The organism is Peribacillus sp. NPDC058002 (genome assembly GCF_042886655.1).
Taxonomy (GTDB): Bacteria; Bacillota; Bacilli; order Bacillales; family DSM-1321; genus Peribacillus; species Peribacillus aracenensis.
On record NZ_JBHVQU010000079.1, the window covers coordinates 1 to 18,595 of the forward strand.

At 39.4% G+C, this 18,595-nt stretch carries 23 protein-coding genes and 1 riboswitch; of the genes, 6 read left to right on the forward strand and 17 right to left on the reverse strand.

What is annotated here, in order from left to right; all coding sequences use genetic code 11:
- Positions 1 to 152: 152 nt before the first annotated feature.
- The 4 genes from ACFVSH_RS14755 to ACFVSH_RS14770 all read right to left on the reverse strand — a co-directional run bounded on the left by ACFVSH_RS14755 (position 153) and on the right by ACFVSH_RS14770 (position 2,994).
- Positions 153 to 422 carry an excalibur calcium-binding domain-containing protein gene (locus tag ACFVSH_RS14755; protein ID WP_387706581.1) on the reverse strand — a complete coding sequence of 90 codons (270 nt, stop codon included), beginning with the start codon at positions 420 to 422 and terminating at the stop codon, positions 153 to 155.
- Positions 423 to 584: 162 nt separating this feature from the next.
- Positions 585 to 1,142, reverse strand: a complete 558-nt coding sequence (locus tag ACFVSH_RS14760; protein ID WP_387706583.1) for a competence protein ComK — start codon at positions 1,140 to 1,142, stop codon at positions 585 to 587.
- Positions 1,143 to 1,591: 449 nt separating this feature from the next.
- Complete coding sequence (locus ACFVSH_RS14765) at positions 1,592 to 1,903, reverse strand: protealysin inhibitor emfourin (protein WP_387706585.1); 312 nt, start codon at positions 1,901 to 1,903, stop codon at positions 1,592 to 1,594.
- 32 nt (positions 1,904 to 1,935) lie between these two features.
- Positions 1,936 to 2,994, reverse strand: coding sequence for a M4 family metallopeptidase (locus tag ACFVSH_RS14770; RefSeq protein WP_387603695.1), 1,059 nt, complete (start codon positions 2,992 to 2,994; stop codon positions 1,936 to 1,938).
- 278 nt (positions 2,995 to 3,272) lie between these two features.
- On the opposite strand from ACFVSH_RS14770, the gene ACFVSH_RS14775 reads away from it, so the two are divergent.
- The 3 genes from ACFVSH_RS14775 to ACFVSH_RS14785 all read left to right on the forward strand — a co-directional run bounded on the left by ACFVSH_RS14775 (position 3,273) and on the right by ACFVSH_RS14785 (position 4,454).
- On the forward strand, positions 3,273 to 3,734 hold the full coding sequence (locus ACFVSH_RS14775) for a hypothetical protein (RefSeq protein WP_387603692.1): 462 nt from the start codon (positions 3,273 to 3,275) through the stop codon (positions 3,732 to 3,734).
- A 424-nt stretch (positions 3,735 to 4,158) separates the two neighbouring features.
- Positions 4,159 to 4,290 carry a hypothetical protein gene (locus ACFVSH_RS14780; RefSeq protein ID WP_387706587.1) on the forward strand — a complete coding sequence of 44 codons (132 nt, stop codon included), beginning with the start codon at positions 4,159 to 4,161 and terminating at the stop codon, positions 4,288 to 4,290.
- Positions 4,287 to 4,454, forward strand: coding sequence for a hypothetical protein (locus tag ACFVSH_RS14785; RefSeq protein WP_192206401.1), 168 nt, complete (start codon positions 4,287 to 4,289; stop codon positions 4,452 to 4,454). The genes ACFVSH_RS14780 and ACFVSH_RS14785 overlap by 4 nt, the downstream gene beginning before the upstream one ends.
- A 236-nt stretch (positions 4,455 to 4,690) precedes the next feature.
- Here the strand turns inward: ACFVSH_RS14785 and ACFVSH_RS14790 are convergent, their stop codons facing one another.
- Both ACFVSH_RS14790 and ACFVSH_RS14795 read right to left on the reverse strand, forming a co-directional pair.
- Positions 4,691 to 5,890 carry a phosphoglycerate dehydrogenase gene (locus ACFVSH_RS14790; RefSeq protein WP_387706589.1) on the reverse strand — a complete coding sequence of 400 codons (1,200 nt, stop codon included), beginning with the start codon at positions 5,888 to 5,890 and terminating at the stop codon, positions 4,691 to 4,693.
- Between the two features lie 137 nt (positions 5,891 to 6,027).
- Positions 6,028 to 6,106: riboswitch (ZMP/ZTP riboswitch) on the reverse strand.
- Between the two features lie 167 nt (positions 6,107 to 6,273).
- Positions 6,274 to 6,717 carry an ATP-dependent metallopeptidase FtsH/Yme1/Tma family protein gene (locus tag ACFVSH_RS14795; protein ID WP_387706591.1) on the reverse strand — a complete coding sequence of 148 codons (444 nt, stop codon included), beginning with the start codon at positions 6,715 to 6,717 and terminating at the stop codon, positions 6,274 to 6,276.
- A 152-nt stretch (positions 6,718 to 6,869) separates the two neighbouring features.
- Between ACFVSH_RS14795 and ACFVSH_RS14800 the strand changes: the two genes are divergently transcribed.
- Positions 6,870 to 7,649 carry a VOC family protein gene (locus tag ACFVSH_RS14800; RefSeq protein ID WP_387603680.1) on the forward strand — a complete coding sequence of 260 codons (780 nt, stop codon included), beginning with the start codon at positions 6,870 to 6,872 and terminating at the stop codon, positions 7,647 to 7,649.
- A gap of 123 nt (positions 7,650 to 7,772) precedes the next feature.
- Here ACFVSH_RS14800 and ACFVSH_RS14805 read toward each other — a convergent pair whose 3' ends face one another.
- The 6 genes from ACFVSH_RS14805 to ACFVSH_RS14830 all read right to left on the reverse strand — a co-directional run bounded on the left by ACFVSH_RS14805 (position 7,773) and on the right by ACFVSH_RS14830 (position 10,590).
- Positions 7,773 to 8,078 (reverse strand): substrate-binding domain-containing protein, encoded by a 306-nt coding sequence (locus ACFVSH_RS14805; protein ID WP_387603677.1) that lies wholly within the window; start codon positions 8,076 to 8,078, stop codon positions 7,773 to 7,775.
- 11 nt (positions 8,079 to 8,089) lie between these two features.
- Entirely contained in the window at positions 8,090 to 8,488 is a 399-nt protein-coding gene (locus tag ACFVSH_RS14810; RefSeq protein ID WP_387706593.1) for a substrate-binding domain-containing protein, read from the reverse strand.
- A gap of 5 nt (positions 8,489 to 8,493) precedes the next feature.
- Positions 8,494 to 8,910, reverse strand: a complete 417-nt coding sequence (locus tag ACFVSH_RS14815) for a VOC family protein (protein WP_387603671.1) — start codon at positions 8,908 to 8,910, stop codon at positions 8,494 to 8,496.
- Positions 8,911 to 9,014: 104 nt separating this feature from the next.
- Positions 9,015 to 9,506 carry a PTS sugar transporter subunit IIA gene (locus ACFVSH_RS14820; protein ID WP_260287038.1) on the reverse strand — a complete coding sequence of 164 codons (492 nt, stop codon included), beginning with the start codon at positions 9,504 to 9,506 and terminating at the stop codon, positions 9,015 to 9,017.
- 69 nt (positions 9,507 to 9,575) lie between these two features.
- A complete protein-coding gene (locus ACFVSH_RS14825) occupies positions 9,576 to 9,965 on the reverse strand; it encodes an iron chaperone (protein WP_387706595.1) in 390 nt (129 codons plus the stop codon).
- Between the two features lie 169 nt (positions 9,966 to 10,134).
- Positions 10,135 to 10,590, reverse strand: a complete 456-nt coding sequence (locus ACFVSH_RS14830) for a hypothetical protein (protein ID WP_387706597.1) — start codon at positions 10,588 to 10,590, stop codon at positions 10,135 to 10,137.
- Positions 10,591 to 10,797: 207 nt separating this feature from the next.
- On the opposite strand from ACFVSH_RS14830, the gene blaOXA reads away from it, so the two are divergent.
- Complete coding sequence (gene blaOXA, locus ACFVSH_RS14835; protein WP_387706599.1) at positions 10,798 to 11,589, forward strand: class D beta-lactamase; 792 nt, start codon at positions 10,798 to 10,800, stop codon at positions 11,587 to 11,589.
- Between the two features lie 374 nt (positions 11,590 to 11,963).
- On the opposite strand, the gene ppsA is transcribed toward blaOXA, so the two are convergent.
- Positions 11,964 to 14,579, reverse strand: coding sequence for a phosphoenolpyruvate synthase (gene ppsA / locus ACFVSH_RS14840; protein ID WP_387706601.1), 2,616 nt, complete (start codon positions 14,577 to 14,579; stop codon positions 11,964 to 11,966).
- Between the two features lie 969 nt (positions 14,580 to 15,548).
- Here ppsA and ACFVSH_RS14845 point away from each other — a divergent pair.
- Entirely contained in the window at positions 15,549 to 15,953 is a 405-nt protein-coding gene (locus ACFVSH_RS14845; protein ID WP_387603654.1) for a VOC family protein, read from the forward strand.
- Between the two features lie 168 nt (positions 15,954 to 16,121).
- Here ACFVSH_RS14845 and ACFVSH_RS14850 read toward each other — a convergent pair whose 3' ends face one another.
- From ACFVSH_RS14850 to ACFVSH_RS14865, 4 genes are all read right to left on the reverse strand, one after another.
- Positions 16,122 to 16,409 (reverse strand): hypothetical protein, encoded by a 288-nt coding sequence (locus ACFVSH_RS14850; RefSeq protein WP_387603651.1) that lies wholly within the window; start codon positions 16,407 to 16,409, stop codon positions 16,122 to 16,124.
- 104 nt (positions 16,410 to 16,513) lie between these two features.
- Complete coding sequence (locus ACFVSH_RS14855) at positions 16,514 to 16,756, reverse strand: alanine--tRNA ligase-related protein (RefSeq protein ID WP_387706603.1); 243 nt, start codon at positions 16,754 to 16,756, stop codon at positions 16,514 to 16,516.
- Positions 16,753 to 17,811, reverse strand: a complete 1,059-nt coding sequence (locus tag ACFVSH_RS14860; protein WP_387603648.1) for a threonine aldolase family protein — start codon at positions 17,809 to 17,811, stop codon at positions 16,753 to 16,755. The genes ACFVSH_RS14855 and ACFVSH_RS14860 overlap by 4 nt, the downstream gene beginning before the upstream one ends.
- Before the next feature lies 1 nt (position 17,812).
- Positions 17,813 to 18,256: a MarR family winged helix-turn-helix transcriptional regulator gene (locus ACFVSH_RS14865; protein ID WP_387603645.1), complete on the reverse strand. Its 444-nt coding sequence runs from the start codon at positions 18,254 to 18,256 to the stop codon at positions 17,813 to 17,815.
- Between the last annotated feature and the right edge of the window lie 339 nt (positions 18,257 to 18,595).

Below are 18,595 nucleotides of genomic sequence, written 5' to 3' on the forward strand. Positions count from 1 at the left end.
TTACGCCGAGGAGGCTCACCGCCCGCCCCGCGGAAAGCGAGCATCTGAAGGGGAAATCAACCACACCTCACTACTTGGTAAATAGCAACAAAGTATGCTAGAACAGCCAAATAAAAAGAGACCTTCTTTTAAAAGGTCTCTTAGAATAATCCTTATTTCTCACAAGCGATCAAGTCTTTGTCACGATCGCTTTTTTTATTGGCATCATATAGCGCCTTTGAAACATAAGGTTTGTATTTCGTTTTTCCTCCTTTATTTTTAACGGAAGATGTACGAGCCACGCCTCCTTTGTAGTCTTTATTCAATGCTGTACAGTTTTTATACGTCTTCACCTTTGTTTTGGCACCGGCAACATCATTCGCGCCAAACGAGAGACCCAAAACTAGTCCAAAAGATAGTAAAATAGCAAATAATCGTTTCAAAATACGAACTCCCTTTCCTAAAATTAACTTTTTACTAATCATAATGTATCATTTCATTTTTTACAATAACTATATTTCCATATTTAAAATTAAACCCGCTCTCCCTTGATCTATTTCTAAAAAAAGACCGCCAATTCGGCGATCTTCTTCTCATTGATTTAATTATTCCTTCCCTTTCACTCTGTAATGGACCTCCCCAGGTTCTTTGCAAAAGGTGATTCCGCTTCCCGGCTCGTAATAAAAGGTCTTTCTGCCTAATGAGCGTTCATGGAAGGTCGTTTGCAAATAGGAGGCTTGATCCCTTTTGAATGAGAGCTGATTTTTGCTTAAGTTTACAGGAAGGCAATGTCCGTAGTTTGTGTGGACCAATGTTTCTTTTTCGTTCATTTCCTCGAGATCTCTAATATGGATGTAGGAAAACCAGATCCCTCCCCTTTTCCGGAATGATCGGGATGAGAACCAGACCATTCCCAGCTGGGCGTTTATGCAGACAGGCAGCCTGTATTTACCGCCAAGCACGGATTTGGCTGCTGCAAGTCCTCCATCCAGATCAAGCCCAAAGTGGTTTAGCGTGTTATTCAGGATTTCCTGTCGCGGTTGGGCAACATGGAATGTGTTCTCTCCCTCCACTACCGTGGTCATCTCGACACCATTGGAATCATAATGCTCCATCATTCCGACCGTTTCCATATTCAATAAATAGTTTTTTCGTATCATCATTCCATTCACTCCCCATTTCCCTATTCATTTTTTTTGGAGTATACTGGACATAGAGGCAGGTATACTCCTGCTCGCAAGCCCTTAGGTGATGTCTTCCAGGACGTCCTCACCTAGGGGTTTTTATTTCCGTCTCTCGCACTTTCCTTTCAGATATGTCACTCACCTCCATGCGACCATTATCCTATTTTATGTATTTTTTGTAAAATCAATCTGATTTTACCTCTATCAAAATTCTTTCCCTTTTGTGGCTGCATTCCTGTTTAATTGGCTCACTCTATAAAAAATCTCGAATTTCCTTTTAAAATCTACTGCTCAGATCGCTATTTCCTTGTTATTTTGTGTCCATTTAGAGAACAAACAGCCAAAAAGTGAAATGAAATGACATTTTTGTGAAGTTTTAAGATACGTCAAAAAAAGCCTATCGTGATGATAGACTTTTTTTGACGTGGTTATTCTGCCATCTTTTTTTCAATCGCTAAATTCCTTAAATAATCCAATAAGGGCCGCACTTCCTCTGGAGCTGTTATGTCAGTAAAAGAGAAAGACTGATTCTTCTTTTCATCTGCTATATCCAGTTGGTATGAAAACGCGTCGAATCCTTGCGCTTTTACTTTTTTGCTTTCGGCAGCATTAGGAAGATCAGCTGTCATCATTAAGTTCTGCAATTCTTCCTTTTGCTCTTTTGGCAATTCATCTGTATCTATCTGGAAATTCAAGTCGAGGTTGGCAAATCCTCCTATGCAGCTAAATTTGATATGCATGTTAGATGAGTCCTCCTATTCATGGAATATGACTACTCAGGCAATCCAACCGCTTTAAAAGCATTTTCAATTGTTCCTATGGCTGTTTCAGGCACTTCTCCGCTATCAACGAGTTTTTGCGCTGCTTTGATGACAATTTGCACGAATTGATTGAAGTTCGCCGTTGCAAATAAATTCTGCATCGCATTATACCAGATCAAAGCCGCCTTGTCCGTTCCGATCTCCATGGATACTAGATAAAAGGCCTTGTTTGGTATGCCGCTATTGATATGGACACCATGATTATCGCGTTCTCCTTTATAGAAGTTCTTCATATGATCTGGCTGAATATCTTTACCCATTAACTTATTGTCAAATGCAGTACCTGGCGCCTTCATCGAACGGAGTGCCTGCCCTTTCAGTGTTGGCCCCATTATATCAGCACCGATTAGCCAATCGGCTTCTCCTGCCGTTTGCTTTAAGTGAAATTGTTTTATGGCAACTCCAAACACATCTGAAAGATGTTCATTCAAAGCCCCGGACTGACCTTCATACTCCAATCCGCTTGTGAACTGCGTAACCCCATGTGTCAGTTCGTGTCCAATTACATCGAGTGAATTGGCAAAATTGCTAAAGATGACCCCATCGCCGTCACCAAATACCATTTCATCTCCGTCCCAATAGGCATTCGTGAATTTATTCCCATAATGAACGTTCAGAATGAGATCAAGGCCTTGGTTATCAATTGAATTACGGTGCAAGACATCCTTGAAATAGTCACGCACAACTCCGCTATAATCGTATGCAGCGTTAACAACAGGGTCTGCACTTGATCGATCTCCTTCTTTCCTCGCCTCATTCTGCCGGAGTTTCGTTCGCCCTTTACAATCGTAAACATGTCGGGCTGATTCACCTTGACGTTCAGATCCTGCATCCGTTAAAGCGATAACACCGTCAATATCATATTCTTTAAAGATTCTGCGCCTGCGCATTTGACGGCTTTTCGCTAAACTGATCCGTGCTTCTTCCACTTCATTTTGTGCCAAATTCTCAAGAATATAGTTAGGTACGATGAAACACTGACACCTTTTGGAACAATCCTTATTATGCATATTCGTCACTCCTTTAAAGTTTTTTACGATCTATACCATTTCTTTTTTTCAAGAGTGCTGCTTTTCTTCAACACATTTCTATAGATTACTTTCGCCGTATTTACCTCTTTTCCCTTCATTCCATTCCTCGCCACCCGTTCAATCCTTTTTTCAGGCAGGGATGTAATACTTCACCTTTGTTTATTGGATTATTCTGCCCGTGCTGCATATACTGGATTGTATCTTTAAACAAGGAAGCTTCCTCAGAACATAAACAACATTTAAGGGAGGGCATAGCATTGGTAACTTCACAGGGTACTGCTTCGGTTAGCTTTCCATTCCCATCAGTATGGGGTATCCACGCTTCAATAGCTGGCAGAACGATCATTTTGGGTACATTTTCCATTAACTCTATTACGGATAACAGGGTAATGGGTACAATTAATTTTCGGGGTATACCTATTCCGATTAATGGGTTTTGGAATGAAAGCACTAAACAAATCTCATTTGATTCACCTTATGCCACATTCTCTGGCAATTTAACCATGATTGACGATAACCAGATTAGGATTCGGCATTTTATTCTACAAGGACGTTTTCTCATGAAGCCTCCCTCTCTGCAAGCAGGTGAATCTGGGTCTTGGATTGCCACCACTGATATACCTTTGAATCAATTTCCTGCTAGCGGTAGCGCCTATACCGAGCAATTACCTCCTGTTGGAGTTTTTTTAACATCGAGTATCCTTCATCATAATTTGTAGGGAAGTTGATATAGGGTAATCATGCTGTGCAGAAATCGTGTTTAACATAAGGAATCGTCTCTGTATCTCATTGGGACGATTCTTTTACGATAGCAAATTACCAAGCGCCTTATTGAACTGACAGGATGGATGAGCATTTGGAGATTATATTGATTCAGGTTCGCACCAAGTGACCCCTTGGCACTTTCACTTGCAATTCAACTGAAAGCATTGCTTATCCTGTTTGAGGGGTCTTCTGAATAAAGACATGTGCCTTTTTGCCCATCCCACTAAGTAGATATTTATATGAGATAGTGATTTTGGTAGACAACTTTAACTCAAAATGAGTACAAATGGAATATAGATTGACATCATTTCCCCTGTCCTTCATACTATTGTAGTAATACGATTGACAGAATATTCTGTAAACTAAGGGGATGAAACTATGAAACCAGCAGATGTTCTTAAGGAAAATTATTGTGCAAGTTTAATGAAAGCAATAGCAGAAAATGATTTTCAAGTGGCTCAACTGCTTGATGTATTATTATTCGAGGATAACTGGGAGGATGACCTATGACTAAGCTGAGAATCCTTTTAACCATTCCAATTTTGCTATATGGAATTTACATATTTGTTGTCGTTCAAAACGATAAGAATATTCCACTTTATTTGCATCTTCTATTCGCCATCTACTTGATGTTGTTTGTACATTATGAAGAAAATCCGGATGTGAAACCATAACAGGTTTTTGATTGAAGAATTTCTATGCTTAGCAATTCGTGATGGAGGATGTTTTGATCTCAATTGAATGTATGGAGCTGCCAGGATGTGTTCGTTTTAAACCCTGGGTTCTCAACACGCAATAACTTGGCATTTCTATTACAAAAACCAATAACAAGACGTAAAAAAAGCCCCAGCTCCGTAAAGGAATTGGGGCTTTCACTTATTATTTGAGCAAGAAAGTCTTCCTGTTCAAATTAGATAATGCGAGTTGTAACGATGCCTTCGATTTGTTTGATTTTTTCTTCCAAGCCAGGAATGATATCGCCGTTTACTTCACCGTCAATGTCGATGATCGTATATGCATATCCCCCACGGCTTCTGTTAACCATGTCAGCGATGTTCAGATTAAAGCCAGATACAGCCAGTGTGATTTGCCCAACCATGTTCGGAACGTTTTCGTGGAAAGTTGCCACACGACGGTTTCCTGTATAAGGAAGGGAAGTATTTGGGAAGTTCACAGAGTTCTTGATGTTCCCTGTTTCTAAAAAGTTCTTCAACTGACGGGCTGCCATGATGGCACAGTTTTCCTCTGATTCAAGCGTAGAGGCCCCAAGATGCGGAATTGGAACGACATTTTTCATTTTCAACACGTTTTCATTCGGGAAGTCAGTAATGAACTTGCCTACTACTCCGCTTTCAAGTGCAGCTTGCATATCATCTTCATTCACTAGCTCGCCGCGTGAGAAATTCAAGATATGTACGCCCGGCTTCATGATGCTGAATGTTTCTTGGTTAAACATTCCTCTTGTGTCGTCAGTTAATGGAACGTGTACTGTAATATAATCAGATTCTGCAAACAATTCTTCAATTGTCATGGCGCGCTGTACATTGCGGGACAAGTTCCAAGCTGTATCAACAGAGATGAACGGGTCAAACCCAATGACATCCATGTCCAAATCCAGGGCATCATTCGCTACAAGTGCACCGATTGCACCTAAACCGATTACGCCAAGAGTTTTACCCTTGATTTCTTTACCAACGAATTGTTTCTTTCCTGCTTCAACAAGCTTTGGAATTTGTTCTCCTTCGCCTTCAAGCGCCTTAGTCCAAGCCACACCTGCAAAAAGGTTACGAGATGAAGCCATTAATGACGTCAGCACCATTTCTTTTACAGCGTTTGCGTTAGCACCAGGTGTATTGAAAACGACAATTCCTTGCTCAGTGCATTTATCGACCGGAATATTATTGACTCCAGCCCCTGCCCTTGCAATTGCCTTTAACTGATCGCCGAATTCCATAGTATGCATGTTAAAGCTGCGAAGAACGATCGCATCGGGGTTTTCACTGTTATTGTCGACCTTGAATTCGCCTTTATTGAATACATTCAGCCCGCTTTCGGCAATATTATTTAACGCTTTAATCGTTTTGACTTTTTCTAAAAGTAATGTGCTCATTTTGTTTGCTCCTCTTTTGCTTATGATAGTTTTGAAATTTCAAAATACTGACAGGATTCTTAAGCCCATGAAAATCTGCATACTTTAATCCTTCACTATCTATTAATATACAGAAAGAGGCAAGGGATAAAATCCCTTACCTCTGCCCAGGCGAACGGCTACGACACTATGTGTTCCCTCACGGTTATCCGTGTTTCGCCAGTTGCACATAGTCTTTTTCATTTATTTTATTCTATCAAACTATTCAGCAACCTTCAATATCATTTTCTTTTTTTTTGCAGAAGCCACCACTCATCAGAAATATCGACGAATTCTATAGGTTTATCTCCGAAATTAGAAATATATCGACGAAATCTACAGGTTTATCTTCGAAAGTTTCATTATTAACTAGGACGGTTCAATCTTTTTATTACAACTGTAAATAGTAAAACGACCAAGAACAGGATGAAAATGATTACGAACGGAATGGTCGTTGTAAAAAAGGTGACCCATCCACTTTCTTTGTTTTCTGGGGTAAACTCTATTTTTTCTATATCATGTTCCTTTATGGTGTGAGTCATTCTATCTTGCCAAATTTCACTATCTGGTACAGATGCGATAAAGTATTGATCCTTTTCATACCCTGCCAACCGGCCTCTTATTTCATAAACACTATTTTGTGGCTCCACCTTTAAAAATGTCACTTTCCCATCTTCTAAAGTTGTAAAAAATTCATCTTCAGTTAATTTCTCAGTCGGTTCTTTATCATTATTAAAAACCAGCACAATTCCCAAAGTAACCAAAAAGATTAATAAATAAAATAATTTACTACGGAAAATCCACTTCATCTCAAACCTCTCCCACAAAAACAAACTACAGGCAATAGTATCATATATAGTTAATTATTAACAATTAAACTATCGATGTATTGCTTGCTAAATGGATAATTTTAGTAAAAAATAGGTGATATAGCAAACTAGAAGTTTAAGGGGGAAAATTTTTGATTACTCATTTCGCGGATTTAGAATTACTGACAGTATCTATAGAGGGCGTAAAGCAATGCTATGCTAAACACCTGCAGTTTCCCATTCTATTTGAATCTAAAGACTTTATTCAGTTTCAGCTTACGCCCTTTACGACGTTAAGTTTTAAAGAAGCGTTTGAACCCATTTCTCCAGCACACTTTGCTTTTCAAGTCCCCTATTCTCATTTTGATGAAGTCGCTGCATTTGTGCAACAATCCGGATTATTGGTCCTAAGCCAAGAACAGGGTCAGTATATGGACGAAACGAACGGTAGAAAAAATTTATATTTTCGTGATGGAGATGGTAACCTTCTCGAAATTATTGCCCATGGTTATGTGAATGAGGATGAACTGAAAGCATCCGGGATGCTACAAATACTTTATTTAAGAGAGATTGGCTTCCCTGTGGATTCGGTACCAAACTTACGAGAGTGGCTGAAAAGGCACTTTGGTATGAAAACGGAAAAAGATCAAGATATATTTAATTTCGTCATTAGCGGAACAGCACATGCAATAGTGGTTTCAAAACTAAGGCCTTGGATTCCTATTGCCATGAAGGCCTTACCGCCAAAGATGGCGGTGACATTCGGTACACCCGATAATCGTTTTATTAATGACCTATCAAAACAAATGGATCACACTTTTTCAGATGGCTCCAAGAAACTATTTCTGTCTAAGGATAGTTATTCTTTTTATATTGAACATACCCCTGAATTCAGTGAATCAATGGTGGAAAATCTGAATTTACCTATTTGAACACTTTTTCTTTGGCAAAACCAAAAACTCCTATTATTTAATAGGAGCTCCAGATGATTTCCTGATTACCAATTCAGGCTTTAAATTGATCGTCCGATAGTCGGCAGGACCGACTTCATCCACTCACTCGATCACTAATTGTGTTCCTGGATATCCGAAATCATAAGCAGGCTGTGAAGATACGGTTAAAAAAGGATCGAAGTCCGAGAATAATTCTAAGTCGTCAAAGCAAACGACGGCAATGTCTTCAGGGACTTTAATCTGTTTTTCTCGTAAACTTTTTATAATTTTGATGGCAATGAAATTGTTGGCGGCAAAAATCGCCGTTGGCCGCTCAGAGGGCGGGACATTCATCAATCCGTCAATACCGTTCCATTGCTTTTCCTGTTTGTAATGAGTCTCTATGACGAAAGAGTGATCGATGGTCAAATCATCTATTTTCAGCGTTTCAAGGCCTGATAACGCTCTTTCGAAGTGGAGATCGTAAGCGGACCATGTACCATAGCGATTCGTTCGTGTCCAAAATCGATGAGATGCTGAAGAAGCTTTTTCGTTCCTTCATAGTTATCACCAAGCACCCGATTACAAGAAACATCTTGAATTTGCCTATCTATCAATGTAAATGGAACCCTGTTTTTAATTAATTTCTTTAAATTTTTCATCGATTGATCGCCTGTTGGTGCAATGATTACACCATCCACCCGATTTGAAATCAATGCATCGATATATTCACTCTCTTTTTCGTAATCCTCATCGGTATTGCATAAAATGAGCTGATATCCCATTTGATTGGCTTTATCCGCGGCCCACAGTCCTTCGGAAAGGACTGTGTCTTGCATTTCATTTAATTTTGATTAAATCCGCTTTCGTCCATGTAAAATACTTCCCAAGAATGCCCGTCGATATCAAGAAAACTCCAACCGTACATGAAACCATGATCAATGGCTTCATTGAAAGGCTTTCCGCCAGCATCCAGTGCCCTATTCACGATTTCATCGACTTCTTCCTTACTTTTAACGGACAGGGCGACGATGGCTTCCGTACTCGCTGCTGAATTCGGGATTTCCTTCTTCGTAAACGTTTTAAAGTAATCTTCCACCAATAACATGACATATATGGACTCGCTGATAACCATGCATGTTGCATTTTCATTGGTCATTTGCTCGTTAAACACAAAGCCGACCTTTGTGAAAAATTCTACTGAGGCATCCAAATCTTTAACAGGCAAGTTTACAAAAATCTTTTCCGCTTGAACTCCCATCCAATTCACCCTCGCTTGATTTATTTGTTCACTCACCTACTATTCGCTGCATTTTTCGATTATCCTGCTTGCAGCATAAAAGGAGAGATCACCATAAAATCTTCCTACTTCAAATAAACACTCATAATCTGTGTTTCGTTTATATTCGCTTGGGTGCTATTTGTTTTTTCCAATTTTTCAACTAGCTCGCCATTCGTGACAACAATCGGAGTTACGATGCTTGGGGCTTTGGACTTTATCAGATCGATATCAAATGTAACAAGCTTGTCTCCTGCTTTTACATTTTGCCCTTCTGCGACATGGACTTCAAATCCCTCACCATTAAGGTTAACTGTTTCCAATCCAATATGAATCAACAATTCAATGCCATGCTTTGTGCGGAGGCCCATTGCATGTTTAGTATGAAAAACCTGGATTACTTCTGCATCGATTGGAGATACGACCAACCCCTCCTCAGGAAGTATCGCTATTCCGTCCCCCATCATTTTACCGGAAAACACCGGATCTGGAACATCTTCAATATTTATTACTTGTCCATTAATAGGAGCAAGCAGCTGTTCCACACTTTCTTTTTTACTGAATAATTTTTTGAACATACTATTTCCACCCTTCTCTTTCGGTCTTGAATCTCACGAATATTTGATTAATTCTGATAATCATTTCTATTATTTATTCTTTTTTGATTTGCCTTCCGCTTTTTTCTTTATGTTCTCTTCCACTCTAAATATAACCATCTCGGTTATTAATTCATAAGGAATTGGCTTGTTTAGCGGAAACTGAACGGCCCCTTTTGAACATTTATATTCCGTTAAAGCAGATTCAAACGAAGTGATTGCGCTAGGGGTCGGATAGAATCCAATATGTTTTTTATAGGCAGCGAAATGTACCAGATTTCCATATAAACCAAAGGTAGGCATTTGATAGCTTATCTTTTCTTCTGCATCCGGCGCTGCATCCTTTATGACTTTTCTCAACGTTAGCAGTATCTCCTGAACTTCTTCGGGAAATTGTATAATATATTCATCAATTGAATGAAATGTATTGGTTCCTTCCATGGTTTCTCCTTTCTAAAACCAAATGATTAGTCATCAATACCTTTAATATAACATTTTATCCTTCCACTATCATGTTCCGTTACCTTTAAGGGAAAGGAACCCGGGCACTCGCGGCTAATTCCGCCAGTTTTCCCCAGTACAAATCATATGATTGGAGATCAAAAAATAACTATATGTGCTGAATGATGCTGCTCAATAATCCATCAAAAATCGGATCGAACTTCAATAGGGGCGTAAGCAAAATCATTTTGGCTTTCATAAACCGCTCACTTTTCATAATTCCGTTGATGATGGGGATGGTTCCAAGTGATTTACCTAAGAACACCGTTCCTTGATATTCATGGTTTTGAAGTACTTCCGTAATGACGGGATTTATATCATTAACGATCACTTTTGTTATATCTACCAATGGATGCTTGAAAATATCCTGATCGTAAGCGTAATGAACATGCACGACATCATACTGATTTTGAAGCATCACCATCGTCGAATAATAGAATAACGGCATCTCATACGTGTACCCCGCACCTAAAAACATAAAACACACGGCTGGACTTCCGTTTTCAATATGTGTGTATGTAATTTCTTTTTCATTACTATTTACTTTTCTTCGGTTAACCCTCATGATAGATTCCTCCCTTTATCCATTCTGGCATTTGCTCTATACACTCATTAGCAAGCCGCTGCATTCCTCCTTGACAGATACTATCTAGATAGAATCCAAGAATTAGGTTTCGTTTTTTATCGGGAATAGGTATACTTTATCCATTAACCTATTTTATGGAAATCACTTCTGATGATGTATCAATCCAGCCTTAAAGGAGAGTGTGTAATGAAAATCAAAACGTTATGTTTCATTCTTGTCCTGCTAGTCACTGGTTCCATGGGTACGATTCAAGCAAGTGCAAACGATCAAAAGGTGAAAGAACTGGATATCGGGGAGTCTTTCGATGGTGCGGAAGGCACGATGGTTCTCCAAAACTTAAAAAATGATAAATTATATATCTATAACAAAAAGAGAAGTAAAGTACGCTATACCCCAGAATCGACATTCAAAGTCGCGAATGCATTAATCGGTCTACAGACAAAAGCGGTGAGCGATGAGTATGAAGTGAAGCGCTGGGATGGCGTAATCAGGGATTTTGAGGATTGGAACAGAGATCATACGCTGGCTTCAGCCATGAGGCATTCCGTGATCTGGTATTATCAAGCAATGGCCCGCGATATCGGGGCGGAAAACATGCAGAAATATGTGAACCTGATCAATTACGGCAATCGTGATATCTCCGGTGGGATCGATCAGTTCTGGCTCGACAGCAGCATAAAGATTTCTGCCCGGGAACAAGTCCAATTCATCGAAAACCTTGTAGAGGAAAAACTGCCTATCGATAAGCAGCATATGAGAACCGTAAAGAGAATCATGATCAATGAAGAAGCAGACTCATATGTCCTCCATGGAAAAACCGGTACACGCCTTTCTGATATGGGATTGGGCTGGTATGTGGGTTACATCGAAACGGACAAAGGCAAATGGGCCTTCGCAACGAACATGGACGGCAGCGGAAGCAAAGCCAAAACGATTACACTTGATGCCCTGAAAGAGTTGGATATCATAAAGGAATAATAGTTCACGCATGCTCAAAATTCTTGCTTTGTCTTAAAGATATCTAAAAAGTTGATTGGAATGCAAGGTACGAGACTCCTGCGGGAAAAGCGAGTGCCCTACGTTCCAACGCAGGCTTTGTGACTTGCTGAGAGAGTGCGTCCAACTCCAGAGGCTATTGTGAGTAAACGGAAACAAATTTCCCCAGAACAGTTCCCCTCCAAGAGATTCGAACAAGCTAAAATAGCTTCACTTGAATAGATAACCGCGAATTTACGACGTTATTAAAATCGAAATATAAAAAAGCCCCATTTCCCGGTGCTGCAGGCGGGAAATGGGGCTTTGGTTACTACATGAAAGCAAATGCTCTTCTTTTATGGTTTACATGTAATGAATTATATTATTTCGATATACCCTTCTGTTCCATGCACGCGAATTCGTTGACCGTCTCTTATGATCTTGGTGGCATTTTCCACCCCGACAACCGCAGGTAAGCCATATTCACGCGCGATAACTGCTCCATGGGTCATCAGTCCGCCAACCTCGGTAATTAGACCTTTTATGGAAACAAACAATGGTGTCCAGCTAGGGTCGGTAAAGGGGGTGACCAATATATCTCCCTCATCTAAATCCGCATCTTCCATGTTTAAGATGACACGTGCCCTTCCCTCAATAACTCCGGAAGAAACAGGTAGACCTACAATAGCTTCGGCTGGCAGATTTTCTCGTTTGTACTCACCCACAATGATTTCACCATCAGACGTGATAACACGTGGCGGAGTTAGTTTTTCATATAATTTATACTCTTCTTTACGTTTGCTGATGATCTGGTAATCCAATTGATTTGTGCGTACGACTTCGTGAAGCTCTTCAAAAGTGAGGTAGTATATATCTTCTTTTTCACGAATGACTTTGGCTTGCAAGAGTTGTTCGGCTTCTTTCAGTAATGCCTGCTTATAAACGAAGTAGCGATTAACCATGCCGTATTTTGGATATTCCCGATAACCGATGAAATTCCGGACTAGGCTGATCATTCGTTTTGTTTCTTTGGCTTTTTGTTCACCATCCGGTAATTGCTTCAATCGATCTAATAACTCTTGTTCTTTTTTCAAAGCTTCCTGTCGCCCTTGCTCAAATTTCCGATTGCTGGCATTAGGCTCAAAGTTTTTGATATTGCTGAGAATCATAGGGATGAGTGTAGATGGTTTTTCGCTCCAACGAGTTTTAGTAATATCGATTTCTCCGGTACATCGCATTCCGTATTTGCGGAGATAATCATGGATAGCGTCTTGGGTTTCCTGTCCACCATCAAACTTAACCATCTCATCCAAAAAGTTATCATCTTTTACATGTTGTAAATAATCAATTACTTCTGGATAAGGACGAATCACATCTGCGATATCCAATAGCGCCAGACCCATTTCCGAAGTAATATTGTTTGGTACAGATTGAGAAAGCGTATCTGCTGCGTTTTTTTCACCTAACCACTTGTTCATTTTTTCATTGATCCATGATGAAGCATCCATAGCAGCCATAAACACAGCTGAACTTTTTGGGTCAAATAAAATCTTCTTTAATATCTGGAAATCTTCCAGAATAAAATCGAGTAAATCCGATCCTGATTTCGTTTGGATGTTTTGTTTCAACTCTTCTATCGATAGTTGACTGCTCTTAATCAAACCAGAAACGATTGTCGGGTCGTTTTCGATTTGTGCCCTAGAATCCGCGGACGACACACTTTTATTGCTTTTACCGGAACCCTGCCCTTCCTTATCATTTGGTAAGGGTTTTATGAAATCTCCTCGCTCTATTATGGTAATGAGTGCGTTTTTCATGAGCGGATCGTGTTGTCCCATGCCATCTAATAACATTTTTCTGCTGTCAGGTGAAGCCAGCATATGTGTGACATCAACAAATAACCTTCCACCAGCTTTACGCATGGGTGCATTAGTCGTTAACAGGAAAAAGGACAATCCCAGCGGTTTCATGGAATCGGTCATCATTTGTTGGTGACCAACAGATACATACACGTGATTCTCCTGATCATTTGCTTCAGGAATGGGATGCAAAGTAGTGATGGGCCGGCTCTGGACAATATAAAATGTATCATCAACCAAACACCATTCGATATCTTGCGGGCAGCCAAAGTAAGCTTCGATCTGTCTTCCTGTGCGTGCTAGTTGTAATATTTGTTGATCAGTAAGAGTTTGAGCCTTTTGCCGATCGGGATCGATCTGCTGGGTCTCTGTTCCGCCTTCTTTTAGTCCATGGATAGCCAATTTTTTGGTTGCTATCCTCATATCGACGATTTTCTCTTCTTGCACTTTATAGTTATCAGCAGAGACCAAACCGGAGACCAATGCTTCTCCAAGTCCAAAACTCGCATCGATCGATAGCAGCTTTCGGTTAGAAGTAATCGGATCAGCGGTAAATAAAATCCCTGAAGCCTGTGGGAAGACCATCCTTTGAACGATTACGGATAAATAAACCTGACTGTGGTCAAATCCATTTTGCATACGATAAATTACCGCGCGATCCGTAAACAGGGAAGCCCAACATTTGCTGATATGCTGCATGATGGCATCGACGCCGATAATATTTAAATAGGTGTCTTGTTGACCAGCAAAAGAGGCATGTGGCAAATCCTCAGCAGTCGCACTAGAACGCACTGCATAAGCATGTTCATCACCAAACAGGGAGAGATGGTGAGCAACAGCCTTCACTACATCGGAAGGAATTTCTACTTCCATGATGATTTTCCGAATCTTCCTGCTGATCTCGCCAATTCGATCTCGATCCTCTACTTTTAGCCGTGTTAGTTGATCCACCAATGCGCAGAAGGCTTCGTTTTGTTCAAGGGCTTTTTGATAACCTTCTGTCGTAACACAAAATCCTTCTGGCACTTGTATTCCCTGAATCTTCGATAGTTCCCCTAAATTCGCTCCTTTTCCTCCGGCGAGTAAAAGTTGCGTTTTATCGATTTCCCGAAACTCTAGTACATATGGTTTCATTTCTTTCCCTCCCATTTATCGCTCAATACCAAGACAAATCATTCTCTGATCAACCAATTGCGCGGTACACTCTTTCTTGGTCCTGGTGAAGTTCCATGTTCATCAAACACTACTTTAAAAAATAAAAAGAGGGGTTGACTGAAAAAGGCTTCATGGAGTATAATTAAAATAGGGATAGTTTATACAAAAATCCCACAAAGTTGTGTAACTATATAAATTTACCACAGTTTTTCCTTTTTATCAATGATTAAAGGAAGAAAAATTCCACAAGACAATTGACTACAAAAAATGATATCCAAATAGACGATCATTTTTGGTTAACGTCAGGAAAATGCCGATTTACAATGATAATGAATTCAAATAGTAAAAGCCCAATTTCTATATAAAGAAATCGGGCTTTTTTCGTTCCCCCATTAAAGTGCCCTTTAATAAGGCTGTTTTCGCATTCTTTGTGCTATTTACCAAGTAAAGCGGTGTGGTTGATTTCCCCTCCAGATGCCCGCTTTCCGCGGGTGGTGAGCCTGTCCCGCTGCTCCCGCAGGCGTCTCGCACTTGCGCTCCAATCAACCTTAAATCGTTTAGTTTTAAAAACAACAAGCTTTACGAAAAGAGCCTTTAATAAAAACAATGAAGAAACTAGTTATCTCGAATTAACCTAGAATAGCAAGTGGATGCGAATCGGACTTTTCTATTTCCATGATGGTTTTCTTGTTTTGTTGTACTAAATGAACGCTAAACCTTTTTCCAGGATCGCACCCGATTGTGGAAGATGATTATAAGTTTTGCTCACATTCCAATTATGGAAACCATTTCACCATGTTGCACGAGGAGAATAAAACAATGATATTTTTGTACATAATGATACAGGTGTAAGTTTTAGAAGTTTCCGCTTGAAAACAGAACCTATGTTCGTGTATACTTTAGCAGTTATCACTAAGGAATCCAATTTTAATTCAAAGGGGAATGAAAATGATTAAACCGTATTTAATGTTTAACAGAGAATGTGAAGAGGCTTTCAAACTTTATATGGAGGCATTTGGCGGGGAACTTATTGCGATGCAAAAATATAGTGATCTCCCTTCAAGTCCAGACTTTCCTGTTGAAGAGAGTGATAAGGAACTTGTTCTATACTCACAATTAAGAATCACAGAAGATGGATTTATTATGGGTTCTGATTCAAAACGCGAATTGAATGATAGTGACAAAGTGGTTGTAAGCGTGGAGCTTAACTCGGAGGAAAAAGCCAGAAAGGCATGGAACCTATTAAAAGAGGATGGATCTATACATATGGATCTTCATGAAACATTCTTTGCGAAACTTCACGGTTCGTTGAAGGATAAATTTGGCATTTCATGGATGTTTACTGTCAACTAAATTGAATCCAATGCCAAAAGACAGCCCGTTATATGACTGGTTGTTTTTTTTATTCGGATCACAATCCTCATTTAAAAATCACTCAACAACCTGGCATTAGCTCCATAAAAAAAGAGCTGCCAATGCAACTCCTTATTGAAGTAAGGCCTGCTTGTATCACCATACATTTCAATACAAGAAAAATAGTGTGAACCATACAAACGCAACACCAAAATCAAATAATATCCGGCTCTTATTTTCCTTTTTTAAAAGTTTTTCGAATGCGTCTATTATTGAACCAACCCCTAATAAGATTAATAAATATTTTATGAAATTAAAATTAAACTCATTTATTATTCCTAATATTAAATTCAAGCCCATTAATATTATCATTAAATATCTAATCAGAGTAAACGGTTTTGTACTTTCACTTTTTTCAAAAAACAATCCCATTACATCTTTCAACTTATTTGACATTAAATTTCCCCCATAAAACTACAAACAAATTTAATAAACTATACCATAACGCAAACTGGTCTTCTTCAGCAAAGCTAACCTTTTGTTGCATAAGAAAAGGAGCTTTAGATCAGCTCCTGGTAATGAAGTAAAGTACCCGCTAATTGGATAACAATTAGCAGCTGTTTTTTTACTGTTAATATATTATAGGTTTCATCATCACCTTGTTTAATAACCCCTCGGTCACAAGGCTGCCCACCGCACCCTGGATAAAAAATGGTTTGATCGAACACGACAAACCGGTCTTGTATCGAAACAATATTTGCCGAACATTCTTTTAGATATCTATTCTCTCTATATAACTCTATTCGTGCCCATTTTTTTCTCTTTTTATTGCCTTGATATCCTCTACCAGCATGTCAACATGTTCTTTTTTCGTAGCCCAACTAGTGCAAAACCTTACAGCACTGTGTGCAGCATCGACCTTTTCCCAAAAGGAGAATGAATACTTTTTGCCTAATTCCAAAATTACATCTTCAGGCAAAATCGGAAACTGCTGATTTGATGTGGAATCATATCGTAATGAAAATCCATTTTCAACAAATGCTTCTCGAATCATCATTGACATTTCCACGGCATGATTGGAAATTTCATAGTATAAACCATCTTCAAATAAGGTTTCAAACTGGATCCCCAATAGTCTACCTTTAGCCAGTAATCCTCCCTTTTGCTTGATAAAGTACCGGAAATCCTTTTTGAGGGCATCATTCATGATGACTGCCGCTTCACCAAACATTGCACCAACTTTCGTTCCCCCTATATAGAACACATCACATAGCCTTGCAACATCTGCCAAGGTTAAATCGCTGTCTTTTGAAGCCAAACCATACCCTAATCTAGCTCCATCCAATACCAATGGCAAACCACATTCCCGGCAAACTTTACTTAATGCTTCCAATTCTCCTTTACTATAAGTCGTTCCATTTTCCGTAGGGTTAGATATGTAAACCAAGCCTGGCTGTACCATATGCTCATGAGTAACATCATTCCAGTGAGCATCATATAATTCTTTCACCTGTTCAGCTTGAATTTTCCCATCATCACTCGGCAAAGTAAGCACTTTATGACCAGTGGCTTCAATTGCTCCTGTTTCATGTCCCGCGATATGCCCGGTAATTGCAGCAACTGCACCTTGATGCGGCCGCAAAATTGAAGCGATGATGGTTGTATTCGTTTGTGTTCCCCCTACTAAAAAGTGTATATCTGCATTCGCCGCATCACACTCTTTTCGAATGTAAGCTCTCGCGTTTTCACAGTGCTCATCCACTCCATATCCGGGTGTTTGTTCTTCATTGGTTTCTATTAATCGTTTCAGAATTCGCTCATGAGCACCTTCTGTATAATCATTTTCAAAACGTATCATCCTATATTCTCCCCAAACTATCCAGTTTCTTCTGAATGAACATCATAGAAACATGGATTTCTTTTATTTCATTTTGTGATAACCCTTGGAATAACCTCACTATTTGTTCATCAGATCTTTCATTAAGCTGGTTAAAAAGAGTCATCCCTTTAGAGGTCAACCGAATCAAACTAGTCCTGTTATCCAAGGTCGAGTTTTCCCTCATGACCAGTCCATCTTTACTCAGCTTGCTAATTATTCTGCTCATATAGCTGCGATCAATTTCCAGCTTATCAACCAAATTGTTTGCTATACACTGCTCCATCAAACCGATTTCTAAAATTACCCGTGCCTCAGTGAAGGAATACCCGGTATCCAAAATATGCTTATCCAATACACCAAGTATATTTGTATAAAATCTATTGAACTGCCGTATATCAGCCATGGTATTTTTACTAATATTCATTGTTGACTTCCTTTTTTAGTGGACTTTATCCACTAATACTTTATTGTAATTAGTGGACTTTGTCAACATTCCCACAATAAACTTGAAGAATCAATCGATCCACTAGTTTAACCAATTTCATAAAATTCACTAGCTTGAAATTGATTTAGGTTTTTTAGGATTTTTTTTCTCAAGGGAGTTACAATGATTCAATTGGAATTATAATAAAACCATTTGTTCCCTCGGAATCTGGTTTCATTGCATGCGGGTGGATTATTTAGGCTGTTTTCGCATACTTTGTTGCTATTTACCAAGTAATGTGGTGTGGTTGATTTCCCCTCCAGATGCTCGCTTTCCGCG

Excerpts from the sequence above, each read along its gene's own strand:
- ACFVSH_RS14760 (WP_387706583.1), bottom strand. The coding sequence starts at position 1,142 with ATGATGATACGAAAAAACTATTTATTGAATATGGAAACGGTCGGAATG.
- ACFVSH_RS14765 (WP_387706585.1), bottom strand. The coding sequence starts at position 1,903 with ATGCATATCAAATTTAGCTGCATAGGAGGATTTGCCAACCTCGACTTG.
- ACFVSH_RS14770 (WP_387603695.1), bottom strand. The coding sequence starts at position 2,994 with ATGCATAATAAGGATTGTTCCAAAAGGTGTCAGTGTTTCATCGTACCT.
- ACFVSH_RS14780 (WP_387706587.1), top strand. The coding sequence starts at position 4,159 with ATGAAACCAGCAGATGTTCTTAAGGAAAATTATTGTGCAAGTTTAATG.
- ACFVSH_RS14785 (WP_192206401.1), top strand. The coding sequence starts at position 4,287 with ATGACTAAGCTGAGAATCCTTTTAACCATTCCAATTTTGCTATATGGA.
- ACFVSH_RS14790 (WP_387706589.1), bottom strand. The coding sequence starts at position 5,890 with ATGAGCACATTACTTTTAGAAAAAGTCAAAACGATTAAAGCGTTAAAT.
- ACFVSH_RS14795 (WP_387706591.1), bottom strand. The coding sequence starts at position 6,717 with ATGAAGTGGATTTTCCGTAGTAAATTATTTTATTTATTAATCTTTTTG.
- ACFVSH_RS14810 (WP_387706593.1), bottom strand. The coding sequence starts at position 8,488 with ATGCAAGACACAGTCCTTTCCGAAGGACTGTGGGCCGCGGATAAAGCC.
- ACFVSH_RS14815 (WP_387603671.1), bottom strand. The coding sequence starts at position 8,910 with ATGGGAGTTCAAGCGGAAAAGATTTTTGTAAACTTGCCTGTTAAAGAT.
- ACFVSH_RS14820 (WP_260287038.1), bottom strand. The coding sequence starts at position 9,506 with ATGTTCAAAAAATTATTCAGTAAAAAAGAAAGTGTGGAACAGCTGCTT.
- ACFVSH_RS14825 (WP_387706595.1), bottom strand. The coding sequence starts at position 9,965 with ATGGAAGGAACCAATACATTTCATTCAATTGATGAATATATTATACAA.
- ACFVSH_RS14830 (WP_387706597.1), bottom strand. The coding sequence starts at position 10,590 with ATGAGGGTTAACCGAAGAAAAGTAAATAGTAATGAAAAAGAAATTACA.
- blaOXA (WP_387706599.1), top strand. The coding sequence starts at position 10,798 with ATGAAAATCAAAACGTTATGTTTCATTCTTGTCCTGCTAGTCACTGGT.
- ppsA (WP_387706601.1), bottom strand. The coding sequence starts at position 14,579 with ATGAAACCATATGTACTAGAGTTTCGGGAAATCGATAAAACGCAACTT.
- ACFVSH_RS14845 (WP_387603654.1), top strand. The coding sequence starts at position 15,549 with ATGATTAAACCGTATTTAATGTTTAACAGAGAATGTGAAGAGGCTTTC.
- ACFVSH_RS14850 (WP_387603651.1), bottom strand. The coding sequence starts at position 16,409 with ATGTCAAATAAGTTGAAAGATGTAATGGGATTGTTTTTTGAAAAAAGT.
- ACFVSH_RS14860 (WP_387603648.1), bottom strand. The coding sequence starts at position 17,811 with ATGATACGTTTTGAAAATGATTATACAGAAGGTGCTCATGAGCGAATT.
- ACFVSH_RS14865 (WP_387603645.1), bottom strand. The coding sequence starts at position 18,256 with ATGAATATTAGTAAAAATACCATGGCTGATATACGGCAGTTCAATAGA.